23 protein-coding genes are annotated in these 24206 nt (G+C 62.7%); 10 read left to right on the forward strand and 13 right to left on the reverse strand.

Features of this window, described 5'->3' with window-relative positions; genetic code table 11:
- Positions 1 to 36: 36 nt before the first annotated feature.
- On the reverse strand, positions 37 to 1047 hold the full coding sequence (locus GR198_RS34760) for a ligase-associated DNA damage response exonuclease (protein WP_164070447.1): 1011 nt from the start codon (positions 1045 to 1047) through the stop codon (positions 37 to 39).
- A 72-nt stretch (positions 1048 to 1119) separates the two neighbouring features.
- Positions 1120 to 1941 (reverse strand): alpha/beta fold hydrolase, encoded by an 822-nt coding sequence (locus tag GR198_RS34765; RefSeq protein WP_164070457.1) that lies wholly within the window; start codon positions 1939 to 1941, stop codon positions 1120 to 1122.
- A gap of 104 nt (positions 1942 to 2045) precedes the next feature.
- Here GR198_RS34765 and GR198_RS34770 point away from each other — a divergent pair, with 104 nt between their 5' ends.
- Positions 2046 to 3017, forward strand: coding sequence for a glycerophosphodiester phosphodiesterase family protein (locus GR198_RS34770; RefSeq protein ID WP_164070448.1), 972 nt, complete (start codon positions 2046 to 2048; stop codon positions 3015 to 3017).
- Between the two features lie 105 nt (positions 3018 to 3122).
- Here GR198_RS34770 and GR198_RS34775 read toward each other — a convergent pair whose 3' ends face one another.
- Positions 3123 to 5420 carry a sensor domain-containing protein gene (locus GR198_RS34775; RefSeq protein ID WP_130786654.1) on the reverse strand — a complete coding sequence of 766 codons (2298 nt, stop codon included), beginning with the start codon at positions 5418 to 5420 and terminating at the stop codon, positions 3123 to 3125.
- A 255-nt stretch (positions 5421 to 5675) separates the two neighbouring features.
- Here GR198_RS34775 and GR198_RS34780 point away from each other — a divergent pair, with 255 nt between their 5' ends.
- Positions 5676 to 7043 carry a TIGR03808 family TAT-translocated repetitive protein gene (locus tag GR198_RS34780; RefSeq protein WP_164070458.1) on the forward strand — a complete coding sequence of 456 codons (1368 nt, stop codon included), beginning with the start codon at positions 5676 to 5678 and terminating at the stop codon, positions 7041 to 7043.
- Between the two features lie 98 nt (positions 7044 to 7141).
- Positions 7142 to 7807, forward strand: a complete 666-nt coding sequence (locus GR198_RS34785; protein ID WP_164070449.1) for a glutathione S-transferase family protein — start codon at positions 7142 to 7144, stop codon at positions 7805 to 7807.
- Between the two features lie 3 nt (positions 7808 to 7810).
- On the opposite strand, the gene GR198_RS34790 is transcribed toward GR198_RS34785, so the two are convergent.
- Complete coding sequence (locus GR198_RS34790; RefSeq protein WP_130786652.1) at positions 7811 to 8707, reverse strand: LysR substrate-binding domain-containing protein; 897 nt, start codon at positions 8705 to 8707, stop codon at positions 7811 to 7813.
- A gap of 174 nt (positions 8708 to 8881) precedes the next feature.
- On the opposite strand from GR198_RS34790, the gene GR198_RS34795 reads away from it, so the two are divergent.
- Together GR198_RS34795 and GR198_RS34800 are read left to right on the forward strand one after the other, a co-directional pair.
- Positions 8882 to 9082, forward strand: a complete 201-nt coding sequence (locus GR198_RS34795) for a hypothetical protein (RefSeq protein WP_164070450.1) — start codon at positions 8882 to 8884, stop codon at positions 9080 to 9082.
- A 38-nt stretch (positions 9083 to 9120) separates the two neighbouring features.
- Positions 9121 to 9486 carry an MmcQ/YjbR family DNA-binding protein gene (locus tag GR198_RS34800; protein WP_029874322.1) on the forward strand — a complete coding sequence of 122 codons (366 nt, stop codon included), beginning with the start codon at positions 9121 to 9123 and terminating at the stop codon, positions 9484 to 9486.
- Here GR198_RS34800 and GR198_RS34805 read toward each other — a convergent pair.
- Positions 9471 to 10091, reverse strand: a complete 621-nt coding sequence (locus GR198_RS34805) for a glutathione S-transferase family protein (RefSeq protein WP_029874323.1) — start codon at positions 10089 to 10091, stop codon at positions 9471 to 9473. The two genes, GR198_RS34800 and GR198_RS34805, sit on opposite strands and share 16 nt — an antisense overlap.
- Before the next feature lie 365 nt (positions 10092 to 10456).
- A complete protein-coding gene (locus GR198_RS34810) occupies positions 10457 to 10813 on the reverse strand; it encodes a hypothetical protein (protein WP_017990746.1) in 357 nt (118 codons plus the stop codon).
- 140 nt (positions 10814 to 10953) lie between these two features.
- Between GR198_RS34810 and GR198_RS34815 the strand changes: the two genes are divergently transcribed.
- Positions 10954 to 11709, forward strand: a complete 756-nt coding sequence (locus GR198_RS34815; protein WP_131623924.1) for a DeoR/GlpR family DNA-binding transcription regulator — start codon at positions 10954 to 10956, stop codon at positions 11707 to 11709.
- Here GR198_RS34815 and GR198_RS34820 read toward each other — a convergent pair.
- Complete coding sequence (locus GR198_RS34820; RefSeq protein WP_164070451.1) at positions 11684 to 12424, reverse strand: hypothetical protein; 741 nt, start codon at positions 12422 to 12424, stop codon at positions 11684 to 11686. The two genes, GR198_RS34815 and GR198_RS34820, sit on opposite strands and share 26 nt — an antisense overlap.
- Positions 12425 to 12555: 131 nt before the next feature.
- A complete protein-coding gene (locus GR198_RS34825; RefSeq protein ID WP_164054805.1) occupies positions 12556 to 13563 on the reverse strand; it encodes an asparaginase in 1008 nt (335 codons plus the stop codon).
- A 615-nt stretch (positions 13564 to 14178) separates the two neighbouring features.
- Between GR198_RS34825 and GR198_RS34830 the strand changes: the two genes are divergently transcribed.
- Complete coding sequence (locus GR198_RS34830) at positions 14179 to 15390, forward strand: MFS transporter (protein WP_164070452.1); 1212 nt, start codon at positions 14179 to 14181, stop codon at positions 15388 to 15390.
- 25 nt (positions 15391 to 15415) lie between these two features.
- On the opposite strand, the gene GR198_RS34835 is transcribed toward GR198_RS34830, so the two are convergent.
- Positions 15416 to 16039 carry a helix-turn-helix transcriptional regulator gene (locus GR198_RS34835; protein ID WP_164049512.1) on the reverse strand — a complete coding sequence of 208 codons (624 nt, stop codon included), beginning with the start codon at positions 16037 to 16039 and terminating at the stop codon, positions 15416 to 15418.
- Positions 16040 to 16140: 101 nt separating this feature from the next.
- Between GR198_RS34835 and GR198_RS34840 the strand changes: the two genes are divergently transcribed.
- Complete coding sequence (locus GR198_RS34840) at positions 16141 to 17580, forward strand: MFS transporter (protein ID WP_164070453.1); 1440 nt, start codon at positions 16141 to 16143, stop codon at positions 17578 to 17580.
- 68 nt (positions 17581 to 17648) lie between these two features.
- On the opposite strand, the gene GR198_RS34845 is transcribed toward GR198_RS34840, so the two are convergent.
- From GR198_RS34845 to GR198_RS34860, 4 genes are all read right to left on the reverse strand, one after another.
- Positions 17649 to 18647, reverse strand: coding sequence for an NAD(P)H-quinone oxidoreductase (locus GR198_RS34845; RefSeq protein WP_164070454.1), 999 nt, complete (start codon positions 18645 to 18647; stop codon positions 17649 to 17651).
- A 213-nt stretch (positions 18648 to 18860) separates the two neighbouring features.
- Entirely contained in the window at positions 18861 to 20744 is a 1884-nt protein-coding gene (locus GR198_RS34850) for a GGDEF domain-containing protein (RefSeq protein WP_164070455.1), read from the reverse strand.
- Between the two features lie 113 nt (positions 20745 to 20857).
- Positions 20858 to 21100, reverse strand: a complete 243-nt coding sequence (locus GR198_RS34855) for a ribbon-helix-helix domain-containing protein (protein WP_003546415.1) — start codon at positions 21098 to 21100, stop codon at positions 20858 to 20860.
- Positions 21101 to 21312: 212 nt separating this feature from the next.
- Positions 21313 to 21867 carry an HdeD family acid-resistance protein gene (locus tag GR198_RS34860; RefSeq protein ID WP_029874334.1) on the reverse strand — a complete coding sequence of 185 codons (555 nt, stop codon included), beginning with the start codon at positions 21865 to 21867 and terminating at the stop codon, positions 21313 to 21315.
- 153 nt (positions 21868 to 22020) lie between these two features.
- Here GR198_RS34860 and betI point away from each other — a divergent pair, with 153 nt between their 5' ends.
- Complete coding sequence (gene betI / locus GR198_RS34865) at positions 22021 to 22647, forward strand: transcriptional regulator BetI (RefSeq protein ID WP_164070459.1); 627 nt, start codon at positions 22021 to 22023, stop codon at positions 22645 to 22647.
- Positions 22644 to 24107 (forward strand): betaine-aldehyde dehydrogenase, encoded by a 1464-nt coding sequence (betB, locus tag GR198_RS34870; RefSeq protein WP_164070456.1) that lies wholly within the window; start codon positions 22644 to 22646, stop codon positions 24105 to 24107. Before betI ends, betB begins: the two co-directional genes overlap by 4 nt.
- Positions 24108 to 24206: the final 99 nt, after the last annotated feature.

Raw genomic sequence — 24206 nt, forward strand, 5'->3', positions numbered from 1 at the left:
GGGTTGGGGCGGGGTTTTCAGCAACAAACTCCACGCTCAATCCCCCTCATCCTCGTAACCCACCAGATGCAGCGGCTTCGCCTTAATGCCCTGCAATTGGCACCAGCGCACCAGGGCCTCCTCGCGGCCGTGCGTCACCCAGACCTCGGCCGGGTGCAGTTCTCGGATCGTTTCGGTCAGTTCCGGCCAGTCGCAATGATCGGAGATGACCAGCGGCAGTTCGACGCCGAGCTGTTTGGCGCGCTGGCGCACCATCATCCAGCCGGAGGCGAAGGCCGGCAGCGGTTCGTTGAAGCGCCGGGCCCAGCGGTCGGCGAAGGCCGATGACGGGCCGATGACAACCGCACCCCTGAAAGCGGACTTGTCGCGGCTTTCGATCGTCGCCGGCAGCAGCTCGCCGAGATCGATGCCCTGCTCGATGTAATAGTCGCAGAGTTTTTCCATGGCGCCATGGATATAGATCGGTTCGGCATAACCGGCATCGCGCAGCAGCCGGATGACACGCTGGGCCTTGCCGAGCGCATAGGCGCCGACCAGATGAGTGCGCTCGGGAAATTGCCGCAGCGATGCCAAGAGCTTGGCCGTCTCGTCCATCGGATCGGGATGATGGAAGACCGGCAGGCCGAAGGTCGCCTCGGTGATGAAGACATCGCAGGCAACCGGCTCATAGGCGGCGCAGGTCGGGTCGGGGCGGCGCTTGTAGTCGCCGGAGACGACGATGCGGGTGCCGTTCTTCTCGATGGCGATCTGGGCGGAGCCGAGCACATGGCCGGCCGGGTGAAAGCTCACCTTGACGCCGTTGACCAGCAGTTCCTCGCCGAAGGCTGCCGCCTGCTCGCTGGCGCAGAAACCGTCGCCGTAACGCAGGCGCATGATGTCGAGCGTCTGGCGGGTGGCAAGCACGTTCACATGGCCGGGGCGGGCATGGTCCGAATGGCCGTGGGTGACGAGCGCCTGCTCGACGGGCCGCACCGGATCGACATAAAAGCCGCCTTCCGGGCAATAGAGCCCCTCCGGGGCGGGATAAAGCAGCGCATCAGGTCTCATAAAACGAGAGATAGCGGGAAATGGGCGCGAGGCCAGAGGGCGGGAAGAAGGGACTGGCGAATGCGCCGCGGCTCAACCCCGGCGATCGTCACGACCTATTCCATCGAGAAAGGATTCCACGGCGGCATTAAATTGCGACGGCCGCTGCAGCGGCGCGAAATGGCTGACATCGTTGAGATAGATCATCTCAGCGTTCGGAATGCTGCGGGCAAGATATTCGGCATGGTCCGGCTTGATGAATTCGTCGTGCTCGGCAAGCACGATCGCGACCGGCACGCGGATCAAGCCCAAGTCGGCGGCCTGATAGTTCGGCTCCGTCCGCATCATCAGGCTGACCGCCTCGACGAATGGATTAAAATCATCCGGCGTGGTGGAAAGCGCCGCATAATCCTGGGCATGACGGCTGAAGCATCGATCGATGACCGGGGTCGGAACGAATTCCAGCGTGCCGCTCGGATCCATGTTGCAGGCGAAGAAAAAGACGCCCTCGACCCGGGATGGCGCCGCCATGGCGAGGATCAAAGCGATGCAGGCGCCGTCGCTCCAGCCGATGATGGCCGCCTTGTCGAGGTGCAGTTCGTCCATGACGGCGAGCACATCGGCAGCCATCAGCTCATAGCTATAGGGACGGGAATCGCGGGTGCTTCTTCCATGGCCGCGGCTGTCGATCAGCACGACGCGGCGACCGCGGCGCAAGAGTGCCGGGACCTGATAGCCCCAGTTGCCGCTGTGGCCAAGGCCGCCATGCAGCAGAATGACAGGAGGGCCAGAGCCATAGCTCGCATACCAGATACGGGCACCGTCATGCGCGACATGACCGTCGACTGCCGCCGGCGGCAACGCGGCGGCGCCATGCGCTTCGAAATGGATGAGTTCATCGTCGTCAACTTCCATAGTGATCAGACTCATTGTTGCCGCAGCATAGAAAAGCCGGAAAACAGCCCAAGAACAACCAGAATCGTTTTCTAGCCCTTGCGATGCAACCAGGGGGATCGGCATTGGGCAGGAAGTTTTTCTATTGTGCGGCGGCAATCGCGATCGCCGCGGCGGGCGTCTACCTCAACAATACCAGCCTGCTCGCCGAACATCGGCCGGGAAAGCCGGTGCTGCTCGCCCATCGCGGCATCGCCCAGCGGTTCGACGAAACCGATCTCAAGAACGACACCTGCACGGCAAGCCGCATGCTGCCGCCGAAACACGATTATCTGGAAAACACCATTCCGTCGATGCAGGCAGGTTTTGCGGCCGGCGCCGATATCGTCGAGATCGACGTGCATCCGACGACGGATGGGCAATTCGCCGTCTTTCACGACTGGACGCTCGACTGCCGCACCGACGGGCATGGCGTCACCCGCGAGCATTCGATGGCTGACATGAAGAGACTCGACATCGGCTATGGCTATACCGCCGATGGCGGCAAGACCTTTCCCTTTCGCGGCCGGGGCATCGGCATGATGCCGACGCTTGCCGAGGTGCTGTCGAGTTTTCCGGATTGGCGCTTCCTCATCAACGTCAAGAGCCGCGATCCTTCCGAGGGCGAAAAGCTCGCCGCCGTGCTCAACGGGCTTTCCACTGAGCGACGGGCGGAGATCATCGTCTATGGCGGCGACGAGCCGATCGACGTCGTGCGCCGGATGGCACCCGATATCAAGACTGCCTCGCGCAAGAGCCTGAAGAGCTGCCTCACCGGCTATATCGGCTATGGCTGGACCGGCCTGCTGCCGGACGAATGCAAACATGCGATGATGCTGGTGCCGATCAACATCGCGCCGTGGCTCTGGGGCTGGCCGGATCGTTTTCTCAACCGGATGCAGGATGCCGGGACCGACGTCTTCGTGCTCGGCCCCTATCGCGGCAATGATTTTTCCACCGGCATCGACGACCCCGCGCAACTGGCGCGGCTGCCTGAGGGCTATGCGGCGGGCATATGGACGAATGAGATCGAAGCGATTGGCAAACTTATGAAATAAGGTTTGAAAGACCTCACATCGACCTGATCGATGCGACGTCTTTCAATGTTTCCTTTTGTGCATGTCGTTCTCCCAAAACCGCTGCACACTTTTGGGCGACATGCACTAAAGACTACGCGCCCGCAGCAATGCCGGGATCTCCTCCGGGGAGACCGGTTTGGAGAAGCGGAAGCCTTGCGCCTCCTCGCAGTGAGCCTGGCGCAGGAAATCCATCTGGGCGTCGGTTTCGACGCCTTCGGCGAGAACCGAGAGCTTCAGCGTCTGCGCCAGCGAAATGACCGCCGAGGCGATGGCGACGGCGGTCTTGTCGCCGGGCAGCGCCTCGACCAGCGAGCGGTCCATTTTCAGGCGATCAAAGGGGAAGGTCTTCAGCGCCGCAAGGCTGGAATAACCGGAGCCGAAATCGTCGATCGACAGGCGCACGCCAAGCCCCCGCAGCGTTTCCATCATGGCAAGCGCGCGTTCGGCATTCTGCATCACCACGCTTTCGGTGACTTCAAGCTCCAGCCAGCGGGACTGCAGGCGGTGGCGCTCCAGCGCCTCGGCGACATGGGTTGCGAAATCCGGATCGGCGAACTGCTTGGCCGATACGTTGACGGCGATCGTCAGAGGCGGCAGGCCCATGTCTTGCCAAAGACGCGCCTGGCGGCAGGCCTCGTTCAACACCCAGAGACCGAGGGGAACGATCAGGCCGGTCTCTTCGGCGAGCGGAATGAAATTGACCGGAGGCACCCTGCCCTTTGCCGGATGGTTCCAGCGCACCAGCGCCTCGAGGCCGGTGATGCGGCCGGTGGCGACGTCAACCTGCGGCTGGTATTGGAGGAACAACTGGTCGCCGGTGATCGCCTGATGCAATTCTTCGTGCTCGCCGAGCGGCATTCCGACCGGCGTGCTGCCGCCTTCGTGATGTTGCAATGTGTTGCGGCCGAGTTCCTTGGCGCGGTACATGGCGCGGTCGGCATTGGCGAGAAGCTCTTCCGAGGTCGCGCCATCGAAGGGGAAGGCCGCAACGCCGATGCTCGAGGTGACGGTGATTTCGCCGTCCGCGCCGCGGATCGGCCGGTTGATTGCCTTCTGCAGCTCGCGAAGGCGGCGCGTGATGCCGGCATCATGGCTCGACTGGTGGACGAGCACCACGAGGAATTCGTCGCCGCCGAGACGCACCACCATATCAGACGCCCTGACGCTATTGGCCATGCGGGTGGCGATCTCCTTCAGCACCTCGTCGCCGGCAGCGTGGCCGCGGCCGTCATTGATGTCCTTGAAATTGTCGAGATCGATATAGGCGATGGTCACCTTGCGGTTGTTGCGCCGGGCCTGGTCGAGGATGCTCGCCAGCCGCTCCTTGAGGAAGGCGCGGTTCGGCAGGCCCGTCAGATCGTCATGATGGGCCATGAAATGAATGCGGTCGTCGACACGCTTGCGCTCGATGGCGATGCCGGCGATATGGGTGGCGAGCGCCACCAGCGTCATCTCGTGGTCGGTGGGACGGCGGACTTCCCTGGAATAGAGCGCAAACGTGCCGAGCACATTGTTCTGTGAGGTGGCGATCGGCGTCGACCAGCAGGAGCGGAAGCCGAACGGGGCGATCAGGGCGCGAAAATCCTCCCAGAGCGGATCACTCATCACGTCGTCGACGATCACGGTCTGACCGCGCCAGGCGGCGGTGCCGCAGGAGCCGACCTTGGGACCGATCGTAACGCCGTCGATGAGCCGGCTGTAGCCGCCGGGCAGATTGGGAGACGCGCCGTGATAGAGCCTGGTGCCCTCGCTGTCGAGCAGCAGCACCGATCCGTCAATCCCATCCAGCTGCGCCTCGATCATCAGCACGAGCGCCTCGAGGATCATCGGCAACGGCTCGTTGCGGGCGATCATTTCGAGCAGGCTCGCCTGGCCGCGATGCAGATCCTCCTGGCGCTTGCGTTCGGTGATATCACGGGAAACACCGATAAGGCCGACGATCTCGCCGCGATCGTTGCGCAGCGGTATCTTCGAGGTCAGCCGGCATATCGGCCTTCTGCTGCCGGGAAGGACGTAGGATTCCTCCATGTCGATGCGGGCTTCGCCCGTCGCCATGATCTGCTGCTCGATGTCGAAATGGCGGCACGCCGTCTCGAAATCGAACAGGTCGAAGTCGCGCTTGCCGGTGATCAGATCGGCGCGCTCCAGGCCGAGGCTGCTGGCGGTGACGGCGTTGGCGAAGACGAAGCGGCTGTCACGGTCCTTGACGTAGAGGAAATCCGGCAGTTCGTGGACGATCGCCTTGAGGCGCAGGTTCTCGATGCCCTCGGAGAGGTGGTGGGCGGTCGATGCCATCATTGCCTCCGTCGCGGCGACGATGCGTCGCGTTTCGGCCGTCAGGGCATCGGTTGATTCCCATCGCCTGGCACCCAATTCGTGCATGATGCCATTCTCCCCGCCGGCCGAAGGCCGTATCCCGCACTCGTCATCATTGAAATTCCCTTCAAAGTAGTCCTCATTTCCTTCGGCTTGCTTAAATGAAAGGGTGAACAAGACGACAAAATAAGCGGCGAGATCCTGCCGTCGGCCTCGGCCATAACGGCAATTTCGTCCGCCTTTGCCCAGCCTGTGCCAAAAGAATACATGCCTGTCTGGCACGTTTCCTGCTACGGGCGCGTTATGACAAGTGATACCCGGATGCCCTCACGCCGCGACATGCTTTTCTTTCTTGCCGCCTCGGCCGTTGTGGGAGGGGCATCGCGCACGCTTGCCTCGCCGCTGACTGCGGCCGCTCAGCCCGATCTGCGCGGGGCGATCGACGCGGTGGAATATCGCGCCATTCCCGAAAGCGGCGACCGCAAGACCCGCAACCTGCAGCAGATGATCGAGCAGGCGGCGCGTGAGAACGTGCCGGTCTTCCTTCCGCCCGGCACCTACCGGGTCTCCAATCTCACTTTGCCCGACAATACGCGTATCACTGGCGTGCCCGGCGCCTCGCGGATCGTCTATACCGGTGAAGGCCATCTGTTTGCGGCCGAGAACGTGAGGCGGATCGAGCTTTCCAATCTCGTCATCGACGGCGGCAACCGTTGGCTTGGCGACTATGCCGGCGGGCTTTTGCAATTTACCGGCGTCGACGAGGTGCTGATCGACAATTGCGAGATCGGCGGCAGCCGCAAGCACGGCCTGCAACTGGAGCGCTGCGGCGGGCGGATCGAACGCAGCCGTATTTCGGGGGCTGCCCAGTCCGGGCTTTACGCGGTGGATTCCACCACCCTCTCGGTCACCGGCAACACGGTCTCGGATTGCGGCAATGGCGGCATCCTGGTGCATCGCTGGAAGAAGGCGGAGGACGGCACTGTCGTCTCCGGCAACCGCATCTCCAGCATCCGCGCCAATGACGGCGGCACCGGGCAAAACGGCAACGGCATCAACATCTTCCGCGCCGACGGCGTGATGGTGGTGAACAACCAGATCTCCGATTGCGCCTTTACGGCGATCCGCGCCAATTCGGCCTCGGATATCCAGATCAGCAGCAATCAGTGCCGGCGTTCCGGCGAGACGGCGATCTATGTCGAATTCGCCTTCGAGGGCGCCGTCGTTTCCGCCAACATGATCGACGGGGCGGCCAACGGCATCTCGATCGCCAATTTCGATGAAGGCGGCCGGCTGGCGAGCGTCACCGCCAATGTCGTGCGCAACCTGACGCTGCGCGGCCCCTATCAGCACGAGGTCGGCTTCGGCATCGGCATCGCGGCGGAGGCCGACACGCTGATTTCAGGCAATGTGATCGAGGGCGCGCCGCGCTGGGGGCTGCAGATCGGCTGGGGGCCGTATCTGCGCAACGTCATTGTGACAGGCAATGTGGTGCGTAAGGCGCCCGTGGGATGCGCCGTTTCGGTCGCCGACGGCGCCGGGACCGCCGTCATCACCGACAACATTTTCCAGGAGACTGCCGAAGGGGCGGTGCTCGGCTTCCAATGGGAGAAGAAAGTCTCCGGCGAGATGGCGGGCGGCGGCTCGCCCTATACACAGTTGACCGTCGAGAGAAACCGCGTCTCCTGAAGGCCATCAAAAGCTTTCATCGTCCCATTAGCCACAAGGACTTTTCCCACGCCGAGCCGCCATTTACGGTCTTTGGACATATCGAGGGGGTATCATTCATGCTGACAATCTACGGGGTCTATCGATCGCGCGCGTCTCGCGTTTACTGGATGGCGGAGGAGCTCGGGCTCGCATTTCAGTCGGTGCCGGTGCTGCAGGCAAGGCGGCTGACGGAACCGCTGTCTCCGGATGCGCCGCTCAATACACATTCGCCTGCTTTCATCGCCGTCAATCCGATGGCGCAGATCCCCAGCATTCGGGATGGCGACCTCGTCATGCACGAGTCGCTGGCGATCAACCTCTACCTCGCGCGTAGACACGGTGGGCCGCTTTCCGGAAAAACCGTCGAAGAAGACGGATTGCTGACGATGTGGACGGTCTGGGCGGCTTCGCAGGTCGAGCCGCTTACTGTGAAGATCGTGCTCACTTATGATAACGGGCTCGAAGATAGGGACGAGGGCAAGCAGACGATCGCGGTCGCCTGCCGGGCGCTGCGCAGGCCGCTGGCGGTTCTCGAAAACCACCTTGCCGGAAGGCAATGGATCGTCGGCGACCGCTTCACCGTCGCCGATCTCAACCTCGCCGAGGTGCTGCGCTACGCCCAGAGCGAAGAGGCGCTGTTCGATGCGCATCCGAATATCAAAGCCTGGATCGAGCGTTGCCAGTCCCGCCCGGCCTATAAGGCGATGCAGGCAGCGCGGGCCAAGGAGCCGATCGAAGTTTGAGGGCTACTGGAAAAGCGTGAGCGTGCCGGCCATTTCCTCGCGGATCCAGGCCTTGAAATCCCTCACCTTCTTGGGCTCGCGCGTGCCTTCGGCGGTGACGAAGTAATGGCCGAAGCCGGTCTGCGCCCGAATGCCGAAAGGGGCGGCCAGCCGGCCTTCGGCGAGCGCAAAGGCGGCAAGGGTCTGCCAGGCCAGCATGACACCTTGGCCGGCGATCGCCGCATCGAGGCAGAGCGAGGCGTCGTTGAAGACGTGGCGGGTCGGAAGGGTGGCGCCGGATAGTCCGGCCTCGCGCATCCAGACCTCCCAGGTGAACATGGCGCGGCCATCGATGATGGCAGGCAGTGCGAGGATATCGGCGGGTTCCTTCAAATTCGCCGCCATCTCGGGGGAGCAGACGGGAAAGACCTCCTGTGCCAATAACAGTTCGGCCTTCACGTCAGGCCACTTGCCGTTGCCGACGCGGATGCCGATATCGACGTCGCATAGCGCCGGATTGACTAGATTGGTGGTTGCATCCAACCGCAGCTTGATGTCGGGATGACGCTCGGCGAAGCGATCGAGCCGATGAACGAGCCAGCGGGCGGCGAAAACCGGCGCCACCGAGATCGTCAGGATCGTATCGTCCTTGCGGCTGGCGATCGACACCGCCGCCGAAAGACGGGCAAAACCCTCGTCGAGCGCGAGCAGCACCGGCCGGCCGGCTTCGGTGGCGATCATTCCTCTGGCGGTGCGCTCGAAGATCACCTGACCGAGTTGGGCTTCGGCCTTGATCACCTGCTGGCTGACGGCGCCGACCGAGACGCCGAGTTCATCTGCGGCGGCCTGCAGCGAGCCGAGACGGCCGACGGCTTCCAGCGCCCGCAGGCCGTTGAGATGGACCATATTCAGGTTCTTCATATAGTTTTTCTATACCGCCTCAGCGTTATTCTCAATTGAAAATCCGGTTGTTGAGGCCGACATTGCAAGCATAGGCAATCCATTCGAACATGCAGTCTGCGGCAAATGTGATGGTTCAGCGGGCGTTAGCCACTGCACTATCTGTTCCGCGCCACTGAGAAAGCGAGGCATGCCATGTCGTTGCTGAAGTTTTTCTTGAGACCAGTCCTTCCTGTGGGCACCGCGGAAATTGGCGATGCTCCTGCCTGGAAGGATGATCCGCTGCGGCATCCCGAGGTCGAGCGCATGTCGATGCGCGAAATAGCCGATCTGCCGCTGGGGATGGCGGCCGGCTTTCAGGAAGAGACCAAGCCGCAGCTGGCGAAATGCGCGTGAAAATATGATAGCTTCGCCCTGGCAGAAAGGGCGGAACCATGGCCTGTCATGTCGATGCGATCTTCGAACGTCTGAAGCGGCTGGCGGCGGAAGCCGGGCTGCCCGATGTCGAGGAGAGCACCTCCTACGGCAATCCGGCGCTGAAGGTCGGCGGCAGGAGTTTCGTCGCGGTGAAGAACGCCGAGACGATCGTGATCTCGATTTCGCTCGACGACAAGGATCACCTGCTGGAGATGGCGCCCGACGTCTATTTCCAGACCGATCATTACGTCGGCTGGCCGCATCTGCCGGTGCGCGCCGCTGTGATCGGCGACGAGGAATTGCGGCTGCGGCTGATCGGCGCCTGGCTGTTCCGGGCGCCGAAAAAACTTGCCGCCGGATTTAAGGATCAGGCCCGATCGTAGGCCAGCGCCCGCTGCACGGCGGGGCGCTGCAGCATGCGGGCGTGGTGGTCGCTCGCCTTTTCGAAGCGGGCGGGATCGACGCCGTCGGACGGCAGCCAGTCGGTCATGACGAAGAGATAGGGATCGGCGAGCGAATAGGCCTCCCCCATCACCCATGGGCCTTCAAACATCGTCTGCTCGATCAGCGTAAAACAATCGGCCATATTCTCAGGCACCTTGGCCTTCATCGCCTCGATTGCCGCCGGCTCGTCGGCCCAGCGGGAGCCGCGCGGGCGATGGGCATGGTTCACATGCACGGTCGAGCAGATATAGCTGTTGAAGGACTGGAGCCTGGCAAATTCGAAGGCATCGTCAAGCGGCGCCAGCTTGGCGGCCGGCGCGCTCTGGGCGATATAGCCCAGGATCGCCGGCGTTTCCGTCAGCACGCCATAATCGGTGACCAGTGCCGGCACACGGCCCTTCGGGTTGATCTTCAAATAGTCCGGCGAGCGCTGCTCGCCATCGCGGAGGCTGATCTTCTTGACTTCGAAGGCCAGGCCGGATTCTTCCAGGGCAATAAGGCTTGCGAGCGCGCAGGTTCCCGGCGCGTAGTATAGTGTCAGCATGGTTCTCGACTCCCTTTCGGCAAGGGTTATAGCGTAGCGGTGCGCGGGTCGGAACTGGTGGGATTGGGTTTTGCTTCTCCTCTCCGGAGCCATCAAGGAAAGGATGGGTGCGAGGGCAATGACCGATGTGCCGTGCCTGGCCCCTCATCCGCCTGCCGCCACCTTCTCCCCGCTCGCGGGGAGAAGGGACATGCCGAGCCGCCTTCCTCCATCTCTACCCTCCGTTTGGCACGTCCCCTCGCCCCGTTTTACGGGGAGAGGGTTAGGGTGAGGGGCAGCTCTTGCGCCCGAGCTTGTCTTGTCTACCAAGGGAGCGAATACACTCTGCTGCGACGCTCTCACGTCTGACGAGGCCAAAAACCCGCTCAGCCGCAGCCCGGTACATCCTCCAGCCTGTGCCAGACCGGAATGCCGCGTTCCCTGGCGATGCGGACGTCGTTGTCCGCTCCCTTGGAATCGCCCGGCAGGCGCAGCACGCCCTCGCAGAGCTGCAGCAGCCGGCCGGCGACCGGGTGGAAGATCTCTTCGTAGAGCGTGTCGCCGACCGACCGGCCGCCGGCGGCGTGCCAGATCGGCAGGGCCACCCATTCGCCGATCATCGGCACATGGCCGGCTTCAAACAGCGCGTGCGAAGGCGCTTCCAGCCGCTTCAGGTTGGCGGCCATCTTTTCCGGGTCGTCGCCCGTTCCGGACCGATAAGGCCCGGCAATCAAAATCAACATGATCCACTCCTTCGCTCCGCTTCTGCGTGAGCACTCCCGGCCTCATGCACGGGATTTCGTGAAAATGCACGATATTTCTTGAATGTCGAGTCATTTCGTGCAATATCGGGCTATTATGTTCAATTTCGTGCAAAGAGATCATGCTGACAACGCAACGCAAGACCCTCATTCTCGACATCCTGCGCCGTGACGGCCAGGTGGTCGCCAAGCGCGTCGCCGAGGATTTCGCCCTTTCGGAAGACACGATCCGCCGCGACCTCAGGGAAATGGCGGCGGAAGGGCTGCTGAAACGGGTGCATGGCGGGGCGATGCCGCTGGCGCCAGACCTGCCGGATTTCACCGCCCGGCGCAGCGTCTCGTCGCAGATCAAGGCGCGGCTGGGGGCGGCGGCGGCGGCGATGGTGAAACCCGGACAGATGATCTTCCTCGACGGCGGCACGACGACGGCGGAGATCGCCAGGCAACTGCCGCGCGACATGCCGCTGACGGTTGCGACCCACAGCCCGACCATCGCCGCCGAACTCGAACACCACCCGACAGCCGAGGTGATCCTCACCGGCGGACGGCTCTACAAACATTCGATGGTGGCGACGGGGGCAGCAGCGGCGGCGGCGATCTCGCAGCTTCGCCCCGACCTCTTCTTCCTCGGGGTGACGGCGGCGCATCCGGTGCACGGGCTTTCCACCGGCGATTTCGAGGAAGCGGCGATCAAGCGGCACATCGCCCGCTGCTCGGCCGAAACGCATGTGCTGCTGACCGAGGAGAAGTTCGACCTCGTCTCGCCCTGCCCGGTGCTTGCCATTTCCGAAGTGGCGGGGCTGATCGTGCCCATGGAGATGACGGCCGAACAGCTGAAACCCTATCGCGATCTCAACGGCGCGATCGCCGCAGCATGATGGCGCTGCGGGAGGGCTGCGGTGCGGCAGCATGCGGCAGGAGGCATGCGGCAAGGGCCGCGATGAAGGCCGCCAGCACGGCATAGGCCGGCGCCATGCTGCCGGTTCCAAGTGTGAGCACCGTCTGCAGATATGGCTGCGCCAACGCGATGACGACGGAAAGTGCTGGCATATCGAGCAGGGTCCCGGCGATCCGCGACAGTTCCGGCATGAAGGCTAAACCGGCAAGAGCGCCGTAGACCGCCGTCAGGCGGAGTGTGAGGCGCAATGGCACCGAGGCTGCAAGCGGCAGTATGTCGCCATCCTCCAGGGCAAACATGAGATAGGTGACAAAGGCCGCCAGAAACAGCAAGGCGACCGGCAGCACCGCCAGCGTGGCGGGTTGCGTCAGAGCCGCCGCATCCGCTGCAACGAAGAGGAGGATCGGCGTGGAGGCGACGAACCAGACAGCGACGATCGGCCCCCAGAACCAGATGAGCGAGAGAGCGTGAAGACGGAGCAGCGTCGCCATGAAGAGCATGCAGATCGCGGTCCAGATGCAGGCGGGTTTGAGCATGCCCGATATCAGCCGGAGAACCGGCTCGCAGGCACCGGCCATATCGCCGCAGCCGGACAACTGGATCATGAGCCAGGTGATATAATCGAGGCTCAGCGCGGCGAACATGAAGATGCCGATCCCCATCAGCATCCACCAGAGATAGCGGCCCGCAAACATGCCCTGCCCTCACGGCTTCCAGGACTGTGCTCACGTCGCCGCGAAAGGGTGCATCCGCGATCGCAGGACGTATCCTTCCTTATATTAGGTAATTCTTATTTTTCTAATAACTTATATATGTAAGTTCGCAGTCATCCGGCCAAGGCGGAGGTGACCCTGATATCGCCGACATGGATGCCGTTCCAATTGCGCATCGGCGTTGCGGCATGGGCCATCAATGCCGCATGCACCTCGCTCTCCGCCTCGAAGAAGCGGGCGAGGGTCGCCGCCACCATGGCTTCGGCGGCGCGGGTCATGCCATCCTCGCATTTGAGCGCGATGGCGATGCCCTTTTCCGGGATCGCGGCGCAGAAGACGCCTTCGGCGCCGGTCTTGCAGAAGATGCGGCCGGGGGCGATCTGCATCAGCGCAGTGCAGGCGCGGCCGGAGCCGGCGACATAGAAGGGCTCGGCCATGCAGGCCTCGATCAGGCGGCGGGATGCCTTGGCACGGAGGGGTTCCAGGCCGGTGCTGGTCGCCATTTTGGCAAAACCGTGGGCAAGGCTGCGCAGCGGCACGGCATAGGTCGGGATCGAGCAGCCGTCGGTACCGCAGCTATCGGCGCCAATCACGGCCCCGGTCAGGCTTTCCATCGCCGCGCGGATCTCGACCTGCAGCGGGTGCTGGGCGCCGACATAGCCCTTCGGATCGAGGTCCTGATGGCAGCAGGCGCAGATGAAACCGGCATGTTTTCCCGAGCAATTGTTGTGCAGCGCGGTCGGTGCGTCGAGCGTGCGGGCCTGCTGGATCAGGATCTTCTGGCTCATCGACCAGTGGGCGCCGCATTCCAGCGCTTGCGCATCGCGGCCGGCGCGCGACAGCATGGAGTGGGCCAGCACCACATGCTCGTCCTCGCCATTGTGCGAGGCGCAGGCCAGCGCCAATTCCTTGTCACCGAAGCCATAGGCATCGGCAGCACCACTCTCGACCAGCGGCAGCGCCTGCATCGCCTTGCAGGACGAGCGCGGGAAGACCGCGGCCTCGATGTCGCCCAGCGAGAAGACAAGCTTGCCATCGCCATCGACGACAGCCACCGCGCCACGATGGCGACTTTCGACGAGCAGGCCGCGGGTGACTTCGACGGTGACGGGATTGGTCATGAGCTTTTATCCGGATGCTGGCGGGATGGGCAGTCCATAACGCGTCACGCGGCGAAAGCCAACGGGGTTGACGTTTTGCCAGGGTTAGGCGGCCGCGCGAGTGCCTGCCTGATAGAGCACCGGGTCGATATGTGGCTGGATGTCACACAGATTCCGTCCTCCTCGGCCTTGAGTTTAGACGCCTCGAGACGTTATGCCTTGCAACCCAATTCACAATCCGAGGAATTGTTTTGCAATCGGGCATATCTATCACCGAGTCCACGTTGTTGGCACTTTTCACGATTGTCTCTCTGAGCTTGGCGTGTTGGTTGGCACGCCGGCCCGCAAAGACGAGCGTCGGAATCAGCCTTGGAGTCCTTCTTGGGCTGGTGTTGATATACACCACCTCAGCTCTGGTCGGTTTTTTGGCAAACGTTCTTCCCTTCGGGCAAATCGACTTCTGGCTCTCAAGTTTGGTCGCGAAATTCTGAGATAGGCGCTCAGCCTCGCTGCGGGCTCGGAGCGCGATCACATCGTCCAAACATTCATCACATAAATTGACCGAAGCAATCTAAAACTATCGTTTCTCTGATAGGTCCCATGCAGCTAAGAGTGGTGCATCAGGAACCGCTCCCCATGACATCCACCTTTTCCTTGATCCTTCGCGACAACAGGATCCGCATCCCAACCGTGACCCTCGTCGCGCTCGCCTTCACCTATGCGTCGACCGCGCCCTATCAGTCGATTATCGGGATCAATGAACTGGGCTTGAGCAATAGCGCCTATTCGGCGCTGGTGTTCTTCTCTTCGATCGTCAACGTCACGACGAGCCTGACGCTCGGCATCTGGTCGGACAGGCTGAAGGAGCGCCGGCCGCTGGTGCTGGGGCTTTCCGTCGCCGGCATGCTCGGCTTCGGGTCGATCGCGCTCATTCATAGCCCCGCGGTCTTCATCTTCTCCACGCTGTTGCTGGTGCCGATGAGCAATTCCACCTATTCGCTGCTGTTTGCCAGCCTGCGCGCCAGGACCAACCAGATGGACCGCGGCCAGGGGGCGGCGATCACCGCAACGGTGCGGGCTCTCTTTTCCGGCTCATGGGCGCTGGCGCCGGGGTTGATCGGCCTCTATCTCGTCAGTTCGCCGTCGATGACGCCGGCCTATGGGATCGCCGCATTGGCAAGCTGCACCTGCTTCTGCCTGTATTTCTTCTTCGCACCCGGAAATGGCTCAGGCGGCCCTGCCCCCGATCCAGTCGGCTTCTTTGCTTCGCTGAAACGGATCTTCGTGCCGCATGTGCTGTCGCGCGTCATCGTCATGGCGATGCTGTTCGGGCTGCAACGGCTGAACGCCATGCTCCTGCCGCTTATCATCACCCATGCGGCCGGCGGCACCGTGGTCGATGTCGGCTTCATGGCAGGTTTGACGGCCTTGCTCGAGATGCCGTTCATGATGATGTGGGGCTTTGCGCAGCGCCGCTTCCGAACTGTGCATGTGCTTGCCTTCGGCGCGCTGATCTATTGCGTCTATCTGCTGCTGCTCGGCTTTGCTTCCGCACCCTGGCACGTCTACGCACTCCTCCTCTTCAATGCCTGCGGGGCGGCAGCGATCCTCAGCGTGCCGATCACCTATCTGCAGGACCTGATCGCGGACCGGCCGGGGCTCGGAACCTCGCTGATCTCGCTGAACACGTTCATTGGGGTTGGCGTCAGCGCCGGCCTCTTCGCCTTCGGCACCGCGATCACCGATTATTCCGGCACCGCCTTCGTCGGCGCGGCCGCGGGTCTCGCATCGATCGGAGCGCTGCTCTATCTCGAAAGCAGCAGGCGGCAGGCGCGGCAACCGGCGTGAAGTGCGGCGCGCCGATCGACAGGCGTCAAGGCGGCGTGATGCGATAGGCGCAGCGGCGGGCGCCGGCGAGGATGTGTTCGCTGCGCTCGACCTCGGCGTCGAGGACGGCGCGGAAGGTTTCGAGTTCGGAGCGGCAGAAGCCGGCGCAGGCCGTGGCGGCGGCGCAGATCGGGCAATGGTTTTCGACCAGCATGAAGGATCCGTCCGCCTCCTGCCAGTGATCAGCCATATAGCCCTCGCGGGTGCGAATGCCGGCAAGAGCCGCGACGCGCGAGGCAAGGTTGTCGGCATTGCCGAGTTCCTGCCGATAGCGCTGCAGCGTCTCGGCCTCGCGGGCGGAGATGACGGTATCGAGGGCTGCGGGGCCGAGCTGTTCGACGAGCGTGCCGAGGAGATTTGCCGTCAACTCGGCATGGCCATCCGGGAACTGGCGGTTGCCGCTGGCTGTGAGGTGCCAGAGCTGGCGCGGCCGGCCACGGCCCGCGCCGGCAAGGGTGACCGGTTCCACCAGCCCCTCCTCCGCCATCTTCGACAGTTGCTGGCGGGCGGCCTCGCCCGATATGCCGAGCGCATTGCCGATCACGGCGGCGAGCTGCGGCCCGTCGGTCTTTATCAGGATCAGGATCCGGTTGGCTGGGGACTGGCGCATATTTTCCAAGTCAAGCCTTGTTTAATTCGAGGCCGCATGCAATTTTCCAATTTATAACTTGGAAAATAATCCTTCGCCAGCAAAAATCTCCGGGCCCTCCCATGTCGAATATCGACCAGACAGCAACCATCCCCAGCGCCAGCTCCGTCTTCCGCCTCTTTGCGCCCGAGCACCTGCCGGCAACGCTGATGCTGGCAGGCGGCGTGACGCTTTACGCGGTGGAGACTTACATCATGGCGACGATCGCGCCCTCGATCGTGCGCGATATCGGCGGCCTCGCGCTGTTTTCCTGGGTCACCAGCCTGTTCGTCGCCGCCGCCGTGCTCGGCTCGATCTTCGTCGCCATGCGGCCGCGCGGCATCGGGCTTCGATCCGTCTATGTGATCGCAGCACTGGTCTTCGGCGCCGGCAGCCTGATTGCCGCAGCCGCACCGTCGATGCCGGTGGTGCTGATCGGACGCGCGGTGCAGGGTCTCGGAACAGGCGCACTTGCAGCACTCGGCTATGCCTTCATCCGCTTCGTCTATCCCGAGCCGCTGTGGCCGAAGGCCTCGACGCTCTACGCGGCAATCTGGGGGGTCTCGACCGTCATCGGGCCGACGCTCGGCGGCTTCTTTTCTGCGGGCCACGCCTGGCGCTATGCTTTCATCGTGCTCGTGCCACTCGGCCTGCTGATGGCGGTCTTGGCGCCGCGGCTGTTGCCCGACGTCGAGGACGACCGCGAGCAGGAGAAAACCCCGGTTGCCCAGATCGGACTGCTGCTTGCCGCCGTGCTGATGGTGAGTGCGGCCGGCGCGATCGAGGCGACAGCCACGAAGGTCGCGCTGATCGCCGCTTCGGTCGTCGCGGTCGCCGGCATGATCGTCATCGAGGGCCGAAGCCCGAACCGGCTGCTGCCCTCCGGCGCCGTCAGCCTTTCCCAGCCGATTTCACGGGTCTACCTGGCGATGCTCGCCGTGACTATCGTTCTCGTCAGCGACGTCTTCATTCCCTATTTCCTGCAAACCTTGCATGGGGTGCCGGCGATCGTCTCGGGTTATCTCGTGGCGCTCGTCGCCCTCGGCTGGACTTTCGCGGCCTTCCTCAGCGGCTCGTGGACCGGCGGCCGAGCCTATTGGGCAATCGTCATCGGCGCCCTCATCGAGGCGTCAGCGACCGCTTGCCTCGCCGTCTTCCTCGCCAAGGACAATCCCGAAGGGCATATGCTGATCATCGTGCCGGCGGCGATCGGCATGTTCATGATGGGCTTCGGCATCGGTCTCGGCTGGGCGCATCTGGTCGCCATGGTTTTGAGGCTCGTGGCCGACAACGAGAAGGACAAGGCTTCTGCCGCCATCCCGACAATGAGTTCGCTCGGTGGGGCGTTCGGGGCCGCCTTTGCCGGCGTCATCGCCAATGGCGCCGGCCTCGTTCATCCCGGCGGCATATCAGGTGCGCTGTCGGCGGCGCACTGGCTTTATCTATTGATGGCGCTGCCCGGTGTTCTCGCAGTCGCGGTGTCGCTGACGCTAGAGCGCCGCGCGTCCGATAGGACGCACTAAGAGCGCCCTAGCTCTTTGTTTTGGCGCAATTCCCGGCAAAAGCGCTGCACACTTTTGCTGGAATTGCTCTAGCCGACGCGCAGCATGACCTTGCCGACATGGCTGCCCTCTTCCAGCAGCCGGTGCGCTTCGACGACCTCTTCGAAGGCAAAGACCTTGTGGATGACGGGGGCGACGGTGCCGGATTCCAGCAGCGGCCAGACTTCCGAGAGCAGATCGTCGCGGATGGCGCGTTTTTCTTCCGCTGTGCGTGGCCGCATGGTGGAGCCGGTGACCGTCAGGCGCTTGACCATGATCGGCGAGAGATTGACCTTTTCGGCGACGGCGCCGCCGAGGAAGGCGATGATCGACAGGCAGCCGTCCCTCGCCAGCGAAGCGATGTTACGTTCGAAGTAGGCGGCGCCGATCATATCGAGGATGATATCGACGCCCTGGCCGGTCTCGGCCTTGATGACCTCGGCGAAATCCTCGGTCCGGTAGTTGATCGCGCGTTTGGCGCCAAGCTTTTCGCAGGCCTCGCATTTCTCCTTCGACCCCGCCGTCGCGTAGACCTCGGCGCCGAAGGCGCGGGCGAGCTGGATCGCCGTCGTGCCGATGCCGCTGGAGCCGCCATGGATCAGCACCGTCTCGCCTTCCGTCAACCCGGCCATCTGGAAGAGGTTGGCCCAGACAGTGAAGAAGGTCTCAGGCAAGGCCGCCGCCTTCACCGCATCATAGCCTTTAGGAAAGGGCAGGATCTGGCCTGCCGGCAGCAGGCAATATTCGGCATAGGCGCCGCCATTGGCCAGCCCGCAAACCTTGTCGCCGACGGCGTGGCCGCTGACACCAGGGCCGACGGCAACGATTTCGCCCGACAATTCCAGGCCGAGGATCGGGCTCGCACCCTTCGGCGCGGGATAGTTGCCCTGGCGCTGGGCAATATCCGGTCGGTTGACGCCGATCGCCTCGGCGCGCACCAGGACCTCTCCGTCGCCGGGCACAGGAAGTGGACGCCTGCCGATCGTCATCACCTCCGGCCCGCCGAAGGACGGCAGATCGACGAAACGCATATCCTGAGGCAATGGCATGACCCGGTTCCTCCCTAGAGCGGCTGAAAACCGCTCTACCTTTTTGCTTTGACGCAATCCCGGACGCAAAACCGCTTCGCACTTTTGCTGGGAATTGCTCTATTCGCTAGACACAGGAAATAAATCAGCCCTGCAGGCTTGGGAAGGCTTGATGTGGCAGAGGCGTCAATTCGCCTCGCCCACTGCATAAGTGCTACAGCGTCCTTTGCGCGACTAAAAAGACGCGCGGCGCTGTAGGAGATGGAAGACCAGGCCTTCCTCGCTGTCCTTGGCGGCCGACTTGATGATGGCGATTTCGGCGCTGACGCGGTTGATATCGTCGATGACGAGGCCTCCCGGCAGTTCGATGACGCCGATCGAGCAGCGCATCAGTGGGAACAGGGCTTCGGCGCCGGTGCGGTCGTGACCGAGGATGCGGCCGGCGGCGCGGTCCTCGTCGGAATAGAAATCCCGCACATCGTCGTGGAAATCGCTGATCAGCCGGTCGAGGATTTCCGTCAGCTCTTCCTTGGTCCAGCCGACGACGCCGATGAAGAAATCGTCGCCGCCGACATGGCCGAGGAAATGGCGCTCGGCGAAGAAATAGCGGCGCATCAACGCGGCAAACAGCGAGATCGCGTGGTCGCCGAGTTGGAAGCCATAGGCATCATTGAAAGGCTTGAAATTATCGAAGTCGCAATAGCAGAAGTGGCGGAGCTCATCGCCGTCGCGGCCGGACTGACGCATGAAATCGCGGATGGCGCGATTGCCCGGCAGGCCGGTCAGCGGGTTCTGGTCCTGGGCGGTCTTCAGCTGCTTCTCGTTGATGACCTTGATCAGCGAGGCGGCGGAGACGACGCCGGCATAACGCATATTGTCGGTCAGGATCAGGCAGTTGCTGCCTTCCATATTGGCGAAGATCGCCATCAGCTGCTCGGCGTCGCTGTCGAGGCCGACGATCGGCGCCATCTCGACGAAATGCGAGATGCTGCGCTCATACATCTTGTTCTTCAGGAGATCGCGGCCGAAGGGCTGGTAGATATATTCCTTGAGGTGATGCTCGTGGATGATGCCGCGCGGCTCGTCATTGGCATTGAGGACGGGAAAGAAAGCCTGGCGCGGATTGCGGCGGAAGAGTTCGAAGACGCTGTCGATGCTGTCGTTCTCATAGACCGTCGGCAGCAGCTCGATCTGCTTGCGGATGAGGATTTCGTCGAGCGACTGGCTGCCCCGTTTGCTCTTGCCGAGCTCCTGCAGGTGCGGGAAGGACGGCGCCAGCTCCGATATATGCGTCGTCGGGCGGGAGATGAACCAGCCCTGGACGAGGTCGACACCATATTCGCGGCAGGCGATGAATTCGGCCTCGGTCTCGATGCCTTCGGCGATGACGCGCGTGCCGAGCACATGGGCGATGTTGACGATGCTCTTCAACAGATGGCGCTTGCGCGGGCTGCGGTCGATCTCGGCGACGAAATGGCGGTCGATCTTGAGATAATCGACGGCATAATCGCAGAGCAGCTTCATCTCGCCGTGGCCGACGCCGAAATCGTCGATCGCCAGCTTGAAACCGGCCTTGCGCAGCCTGGAAACCAGGCCGGAAAATTCCGGCACGCTGGTATTGTCGAAACGCTCGGAGAATTCGAAGCAGACGGAGGACGGCGGAATATTCGCCTTGCGCAGGTGTTGCAGCAGGGTCTCGACCAGGCTTTCGCCATGTGGGATGAGCCGGACATCGAGATTGAGGAACAGCGTCGAGGTGGAGAAATTCGACAGCGTCGCGAATTTGGCAAGCGCGCGGCTGGCGACCATTTGTTCGAGTTGCAGCAGCTGGCCAGCCTGGTGAGCCTCGTCGAGGATGTCGACCGGCGTTTCGTAGCCGATGCGATCCTGGCCGCGCATCAGGGATTCGTAGCCGAAGACCGTGCCGGTGCCGGCCTCGACGATCGGCTGGAAGGCATTTTCGACCACGAGCTTGGCAAGAGTTACGATCTGATCGCTGGCGTAGCGGCGCAGGACATCCGGCGCGACGGTGGCAGCCAAGGACACCCCAGTCTTCACGTGGCCGGTCTTCATTGGGGCTGATCTCCACTGTGACTTGTTCTTTTTCGCCAGGAACATGCCGCAGAAGGGTCAATGAACTCTTTCGCCAATGTGAAAGTTTTATGAAACGCGCAAGGGTCTTTCACGCGCTCCGCGTTTATTCAATTTTTCCAATGCAATCAAACGCTTATTCAGGCGGAGCGACGGCGCTCCGCCTCGTGATCGGCGAACATGTCGGCGACGCATCTGCCGCCTGACGGAACGCCCTCGTCGTCGAGAACATCGTCCCGGAACTCATTGAGCTTGCGGGTGCTATCCCACAGGCGGAGCGCCTCGCGGACGACCTCGCTGCTCGAGGCATAGCCGCCATTATCGACGGCGGCGCGGATGCCCGCTGCCTGTTGCGGAGAGATGGAAACGGTGACCATCGGCATGAACTTCCTCCCTTTTCTGATCAGGCAGAACCCTGCCTCTGGGGGACGCATGACCATTTTTAGCATTCTCGGCGAACTCGCCGGTGCCTTGGTGCATTCGCACTCAGACCGTTCGCTTGCGCGGGACCGGCCTGTAACCCGTTAAGTCTAATCCCCTGTCCTAGTCTTGTCAAAAAAGAACGGGTCTTGTCAAAAAAGAACGGTCAGCGGCATCAGTTTGAACTGCGGATGCCGAGGCCGAAGGCGATCAACGTCGAGCCTTGGACGATGAGATCGGCGGCCAGGAACAGGCCGAGGATCCACAGGCTGTTCACCGGCCAGCCGAGCGCGATGACGAAACCGGCAAGAGCGGTGATGACACCGCTTGCGACGATCCAGCGCCAGCCCTTGGTGGGCTTCATGCGCATGCCGACCCAAGTGCGGAAGACGCCGGCGACGACCAGCGCCAGCGACAGAAACAGCGTCAGCGCCGCCGAAGTCAGGATCGGGTTGATGAAGGCGCAGATGCCGGCAAGCACATAAAGCAGGCCACTCAGTATCCAGAACAGCACGTGATCCCAGCCGCGCACCTGGAAGGCATGGACGAGATAGATCACGCCGCCGAACAGCATCAGCATGCCGACATAATAGACCGAGACGACGGTGGCGAGCATCAGATTGCCGAGCGCGATCAGACCGCAGACGAGCAGCAGCACGCCGAGGCCGGCGAACCAGATCCATTTCGACTGCAGCGAAGATGTCGGCGTTCCCTCGAAGACATCGGCCATGATCCACCTCCTGACACATTCGAATATGCTGCAGCAATTCGGCAGGGAAAGATCTGCGTCTGAGCAAATCGCTAAAGATTTTTATTGATTGATCAGTCAATCAAAAATAACCTGTCGCTGATTTCAAGGAGTGGTCTGTTGCCGAAGGTCGGAATGGAGCCGGTGCGCCGCAAGGCGCTTGTCGATGCGGCGCTGCGGGTGATCGGCGATCACGGCTCGCTTGCCGTCACCATGTCCGACATCGCCCGGCAAGCCGGCGTGTCACCAGCCCTGGCGCATCATTATTTCGGCAGCAAGGAACAATTGCTGATCGAGACGATCCGCTCGCTTCTCCGGCAATTGCGCAGCGATACGGTGGCCGCACTCAGGGCCGCCAGGACGCCGCGCGCCCGGCTTTCGGCCGTCATCCGCGTCAGCTTCCATGCCGACCAGTTTGCGCCGGAGACGATTGCCGCCTGGCTTGCCTTTTACGCCGAAGCGCAGCGTTCGGAAGAGACCCGCCGTTTCCTGGTGATCTATGCCAGGCGGCTGCGCTCCAATCTGCTGGCCGATCTGAAAGTGCTGTTGCCAGCTGACGCCGCAGAACGCATCGCCGAAGGCGCTGCGGCGATGATCGACGGGCTCTATATCAGGCAAAGTCTGAAATCCGCGCCGATCGGCATTGAAGCCTCGATCGCGCTGACGGAAGATTATCTGAATGCGCTTTTGGCCACCGCCTCCCCCTCTCCCCGCAGCGAGAAGGGACGACCACATCGAACCACCCAAGGACAAATGACATGAAAGCCCAGCCGAAAGCCTCGCATTTCATCGATGGCGAATATGTCGAGGATACCGACGGCACCGTCATCGAGAGCCTCTATCCCGCCACCGGCGAGGTGATCGCCCGGCTGCATGCCGCAACGCCTGCGATTGTCGAACGGGCGATCGCAGCCGCCAAGCGCGCCCAGCCGGAATGGGCGGCGATGAGCCCAATGGCGCGCGGGCGCATCCTGAAACGGGCAGCCGAGATCATGCGCGAGAGAAACCGGGCGCTTTCCGAACTCGAGACGCTCGATACCGGCAAGCCGATCCAGGAGACGATCGTCGCCGACCCAACCTCGGGTGCGGATGCCTTCGAATTCTTCGGCGGCATCGCGCCTGCCGGCCTCAACGGTTCGCATATCCCGCTCGGCCAGGATTTCGCCTATACCAAGCGGGTGCCGCTTGGCGTCTGCGTCGGCATCGGCGCCTGGAACTATCCGCAGCAGATCGCCTGCTGGAAAGCTGCGCCGGCGCTTGTCTGCGGCAATGCCATGGTGTTCAAACCGTCGGAAAACACGCCGCTCGGCGCGCTGAAGATCGCCGAGATCCTGCACGAGGCGGGACTGCCGAAGGGGCTCTTCAACGTGATCCAGGGCGATCGCGACACGGGACCGCTGCTCGTCAACCATCCCGACGTCGCCAAGGTGTCGCTGACCGGCTCGGTGCCGACCGGCCGCAGGGTCGCGGCGGCTGCCGCCGGCAACCTCAAGCACGTGACGATGGAACTCGGCGGCAAGTCGCCGCTCATCGTCTTCGACGATGCCGATCTCGATTCGGCGGTCGGCGGCGCGATGCTCGGCAATTTCTATTCGACCGGCCAGGTCTGCTCGAACGGCACGCGCGTCTTCGTGCAGAAGACAATCAAGGCCGAATTCCTGAAGCGGCTGAAGGTCCGCACCGAGGCGATGCTGATCGGCGATCCGATGGACGAGGCGACGCAGGTCGGGCCGATGGTCTCCTGGGCGCAGCGCGAGAAGGTGATCTCCTACATCGAGAAGGGCAAGGCCGAGGGTGCGACACTGATTGCCGGCGGCGGCATTCCGAACAACGTCTCCGGCGAAGGCTATTACGTGCAGCCGACGGTGTTTGCCGATGTCACCGACAACATGACCATCGCCCGCGAGGAAATCTTTGGCCCTGTGATGTGCGTGCTCGATTTCGACGCCGAGGACGAGGTGATCGCGCGCGCCAATGCCAGCGAATTCGGCCTTTCCGGCGGCGTCTTCACCGCCGACCTCACCCGCGCCCACCGCGTCGTCGACCGGCTGGAAGCGGGCACGCTGTGGATCAACACCTATAATCTCTGCCCGGTGGAAATCCCCTTCGGCGGCTCGAAACAATCCGGCTTCGGCCGCGAGAATTCGCTCGCCGCGCTGGAGCATTATTCCGAGCTGAAGACGGTCTACGTCGGCATGGGGCCGGTGGTGGCGCCTTATTGAATTGAAAAACATCTGCCCTTGCTTTTGCCCCTCACCCTAACCCTCTCCCCGCGCGCGGGGAGAGGGGACGTGCCCTAAAAGCAGCGTCGAGGTTAAGGA

This window comes from Rhizobium leguminosarum (assembly GCF_010668065.1).
Classification (GTDB): domain Bacteria; phylum Pseudomonadota; class Alphaproteobacteria; order Rhizobiales; family Rhizobiaceae; genus Rhizobium; species Rhizobium leguminosarum_S.

Coding starts and splice junctions, on each gene's coding strand:
- GR198_RS34850 (WP_164070455.1), bottom strand. CDS start 20,744: ATGTTCCTGGCGAAAAAGAACAAGTCACAGTGGAGATCAGCCCCAATG.
- GR198_RS34820 (WP_164070451.1), bottom strand. CDS start 12,424: ATGTTTGCGGGCCGCTATCTCTGGTGGATGCTGATGGGGATCGGCATC.
- GR198_RS34840 (WP_164070453.1), top strand. CDS start 16,141: ATGTCGAATATCGACCAGACAGCAACCATCCCCAGCGCCAGCTCCGTC.
- GR198_RS34765 (WP_164070457.1), bottom strand. CDS start 1,941: ATGGAAGTTGACGACGATGAACTCATCCATTTCGAAGCGCATGGCGCC.
- betI (WP_164070459.1), top strand. CDS start 22,021: ATGGAGCCGGTGCGCCGCAAGGCGCTTGTCGATGCGGCGCTGCGGGTG.
- GR198_RS34835 (WP_164049512.1), bottom strand. CDS start 16,039: ATGCGCCAGTCCCCAGCCAACCGGATCCTGATCCTGATAAAGACCGAC.
- GR198_RS34845 (WP_164070454.1), bottom strand. CDS start 18,647: ATGCCATTGCCTCAGGATATGCGTTTCGTCGATCTGCCGTCCTTCGGC.
- GR198_RS34775 (WP_130786654.1), bottom strand. CDS start 5,420: ATGCACGAATTGGGTGCCAGGCGATGGGAATCAACCGATGCCCTGACG.
- GR198_RS34805 (WP_029874323.1), bottom strand. CDS start 10,091: ATGCTGACACTATACTACGCGCCGGGAACCTGCGCGCTCGCAAGCCTT.
- GR198_RS34785 (WP_164070449.1), top strand. CDS start 7,142: ATGCTGACAATCTACGGGGTCTATCGATCGCGCGCGTCTCGCGTTTAC.
- GR198_RS34790 (WP_130786652.1), bottom strand. CDS start 8,707: ATGAAGAACCTGAATATGGTCCATCTCAACGGCCTGCGGGCGCTGGAA.
- GR198_RS34780 (WP_164070458.1), top strand. CDS start 5,676: ATGCCCTCACGCCGCGACATGCTTTTCTTTCTTGCCGCCTCGGCCGTT.
- GR198_RS34825 (WP_164054805.1), bottom strand. CDS start 13,563: ATGACCAATCCCGTCACCGTCGAAGTCACCCGCGGCCTGCTCGTCGAA.
- GR198_RS34860 (WP_029874334.1), bottom strand. CDS start 21,867: ATGGCCGATGTCTTCGAGGGAACGCCGACATCTTCGCTGCAGTCGAAA.
- GR198_RS34855 (WP_003546415.1), bottom strand. CDS start 21,100: ATGCCGATGGTCACCGTTTCCATCTCTCCGCAACAGGCAGCGGGCATC.
- GR198_RS34800 (WP_029874322.1), top strand. CDS start 9,121: ATGGCCTGTCATGTCGATGCGATCTTCGAACGTCTGAAGCGGCTGGCG.
- GR198_RS34830 (WP_164070452.1), top strand. CDS start 14,179: ATGACATCCACCTTTTCCTTGATCCTTCGCGACAACAGGATCCGCATC.
- GR198_RS34795 (WP_164070450.1), top strand. CDS start 8,882: ATGTCGTTGCTGAAGTTTTTCTTGAGACCAGTCCTTCCTGTGGGCACC.
- GR198_RS34810 (WP_017990746.1), bottom strand. CDS start 10,813: ATGTTGATTTTGATTGCCGGGCCTTATCGGTCCGGAACGGGCGACGAC.
- GR198_RS34760 (WP_164070447.1), bottom strand. CDS start 1,047: ATGAGACCTGATGCGCTGCTTTATCCCGCCCCGGAGGGGCTCTATTGC.
- GR198_RS34815 (WP_131623924.1), top strand. CDS start 10,954: ATGCTGACAACGCAACGCAAGACCCTCATTCTCGACATCCTGCGCCGT.
- betB (WP_164070456.1), top strand. CDS start 22,644: ATGAAAGCCCAGCCGAAAGCCTCGCATTTCATCGATGGCGAATATGTC.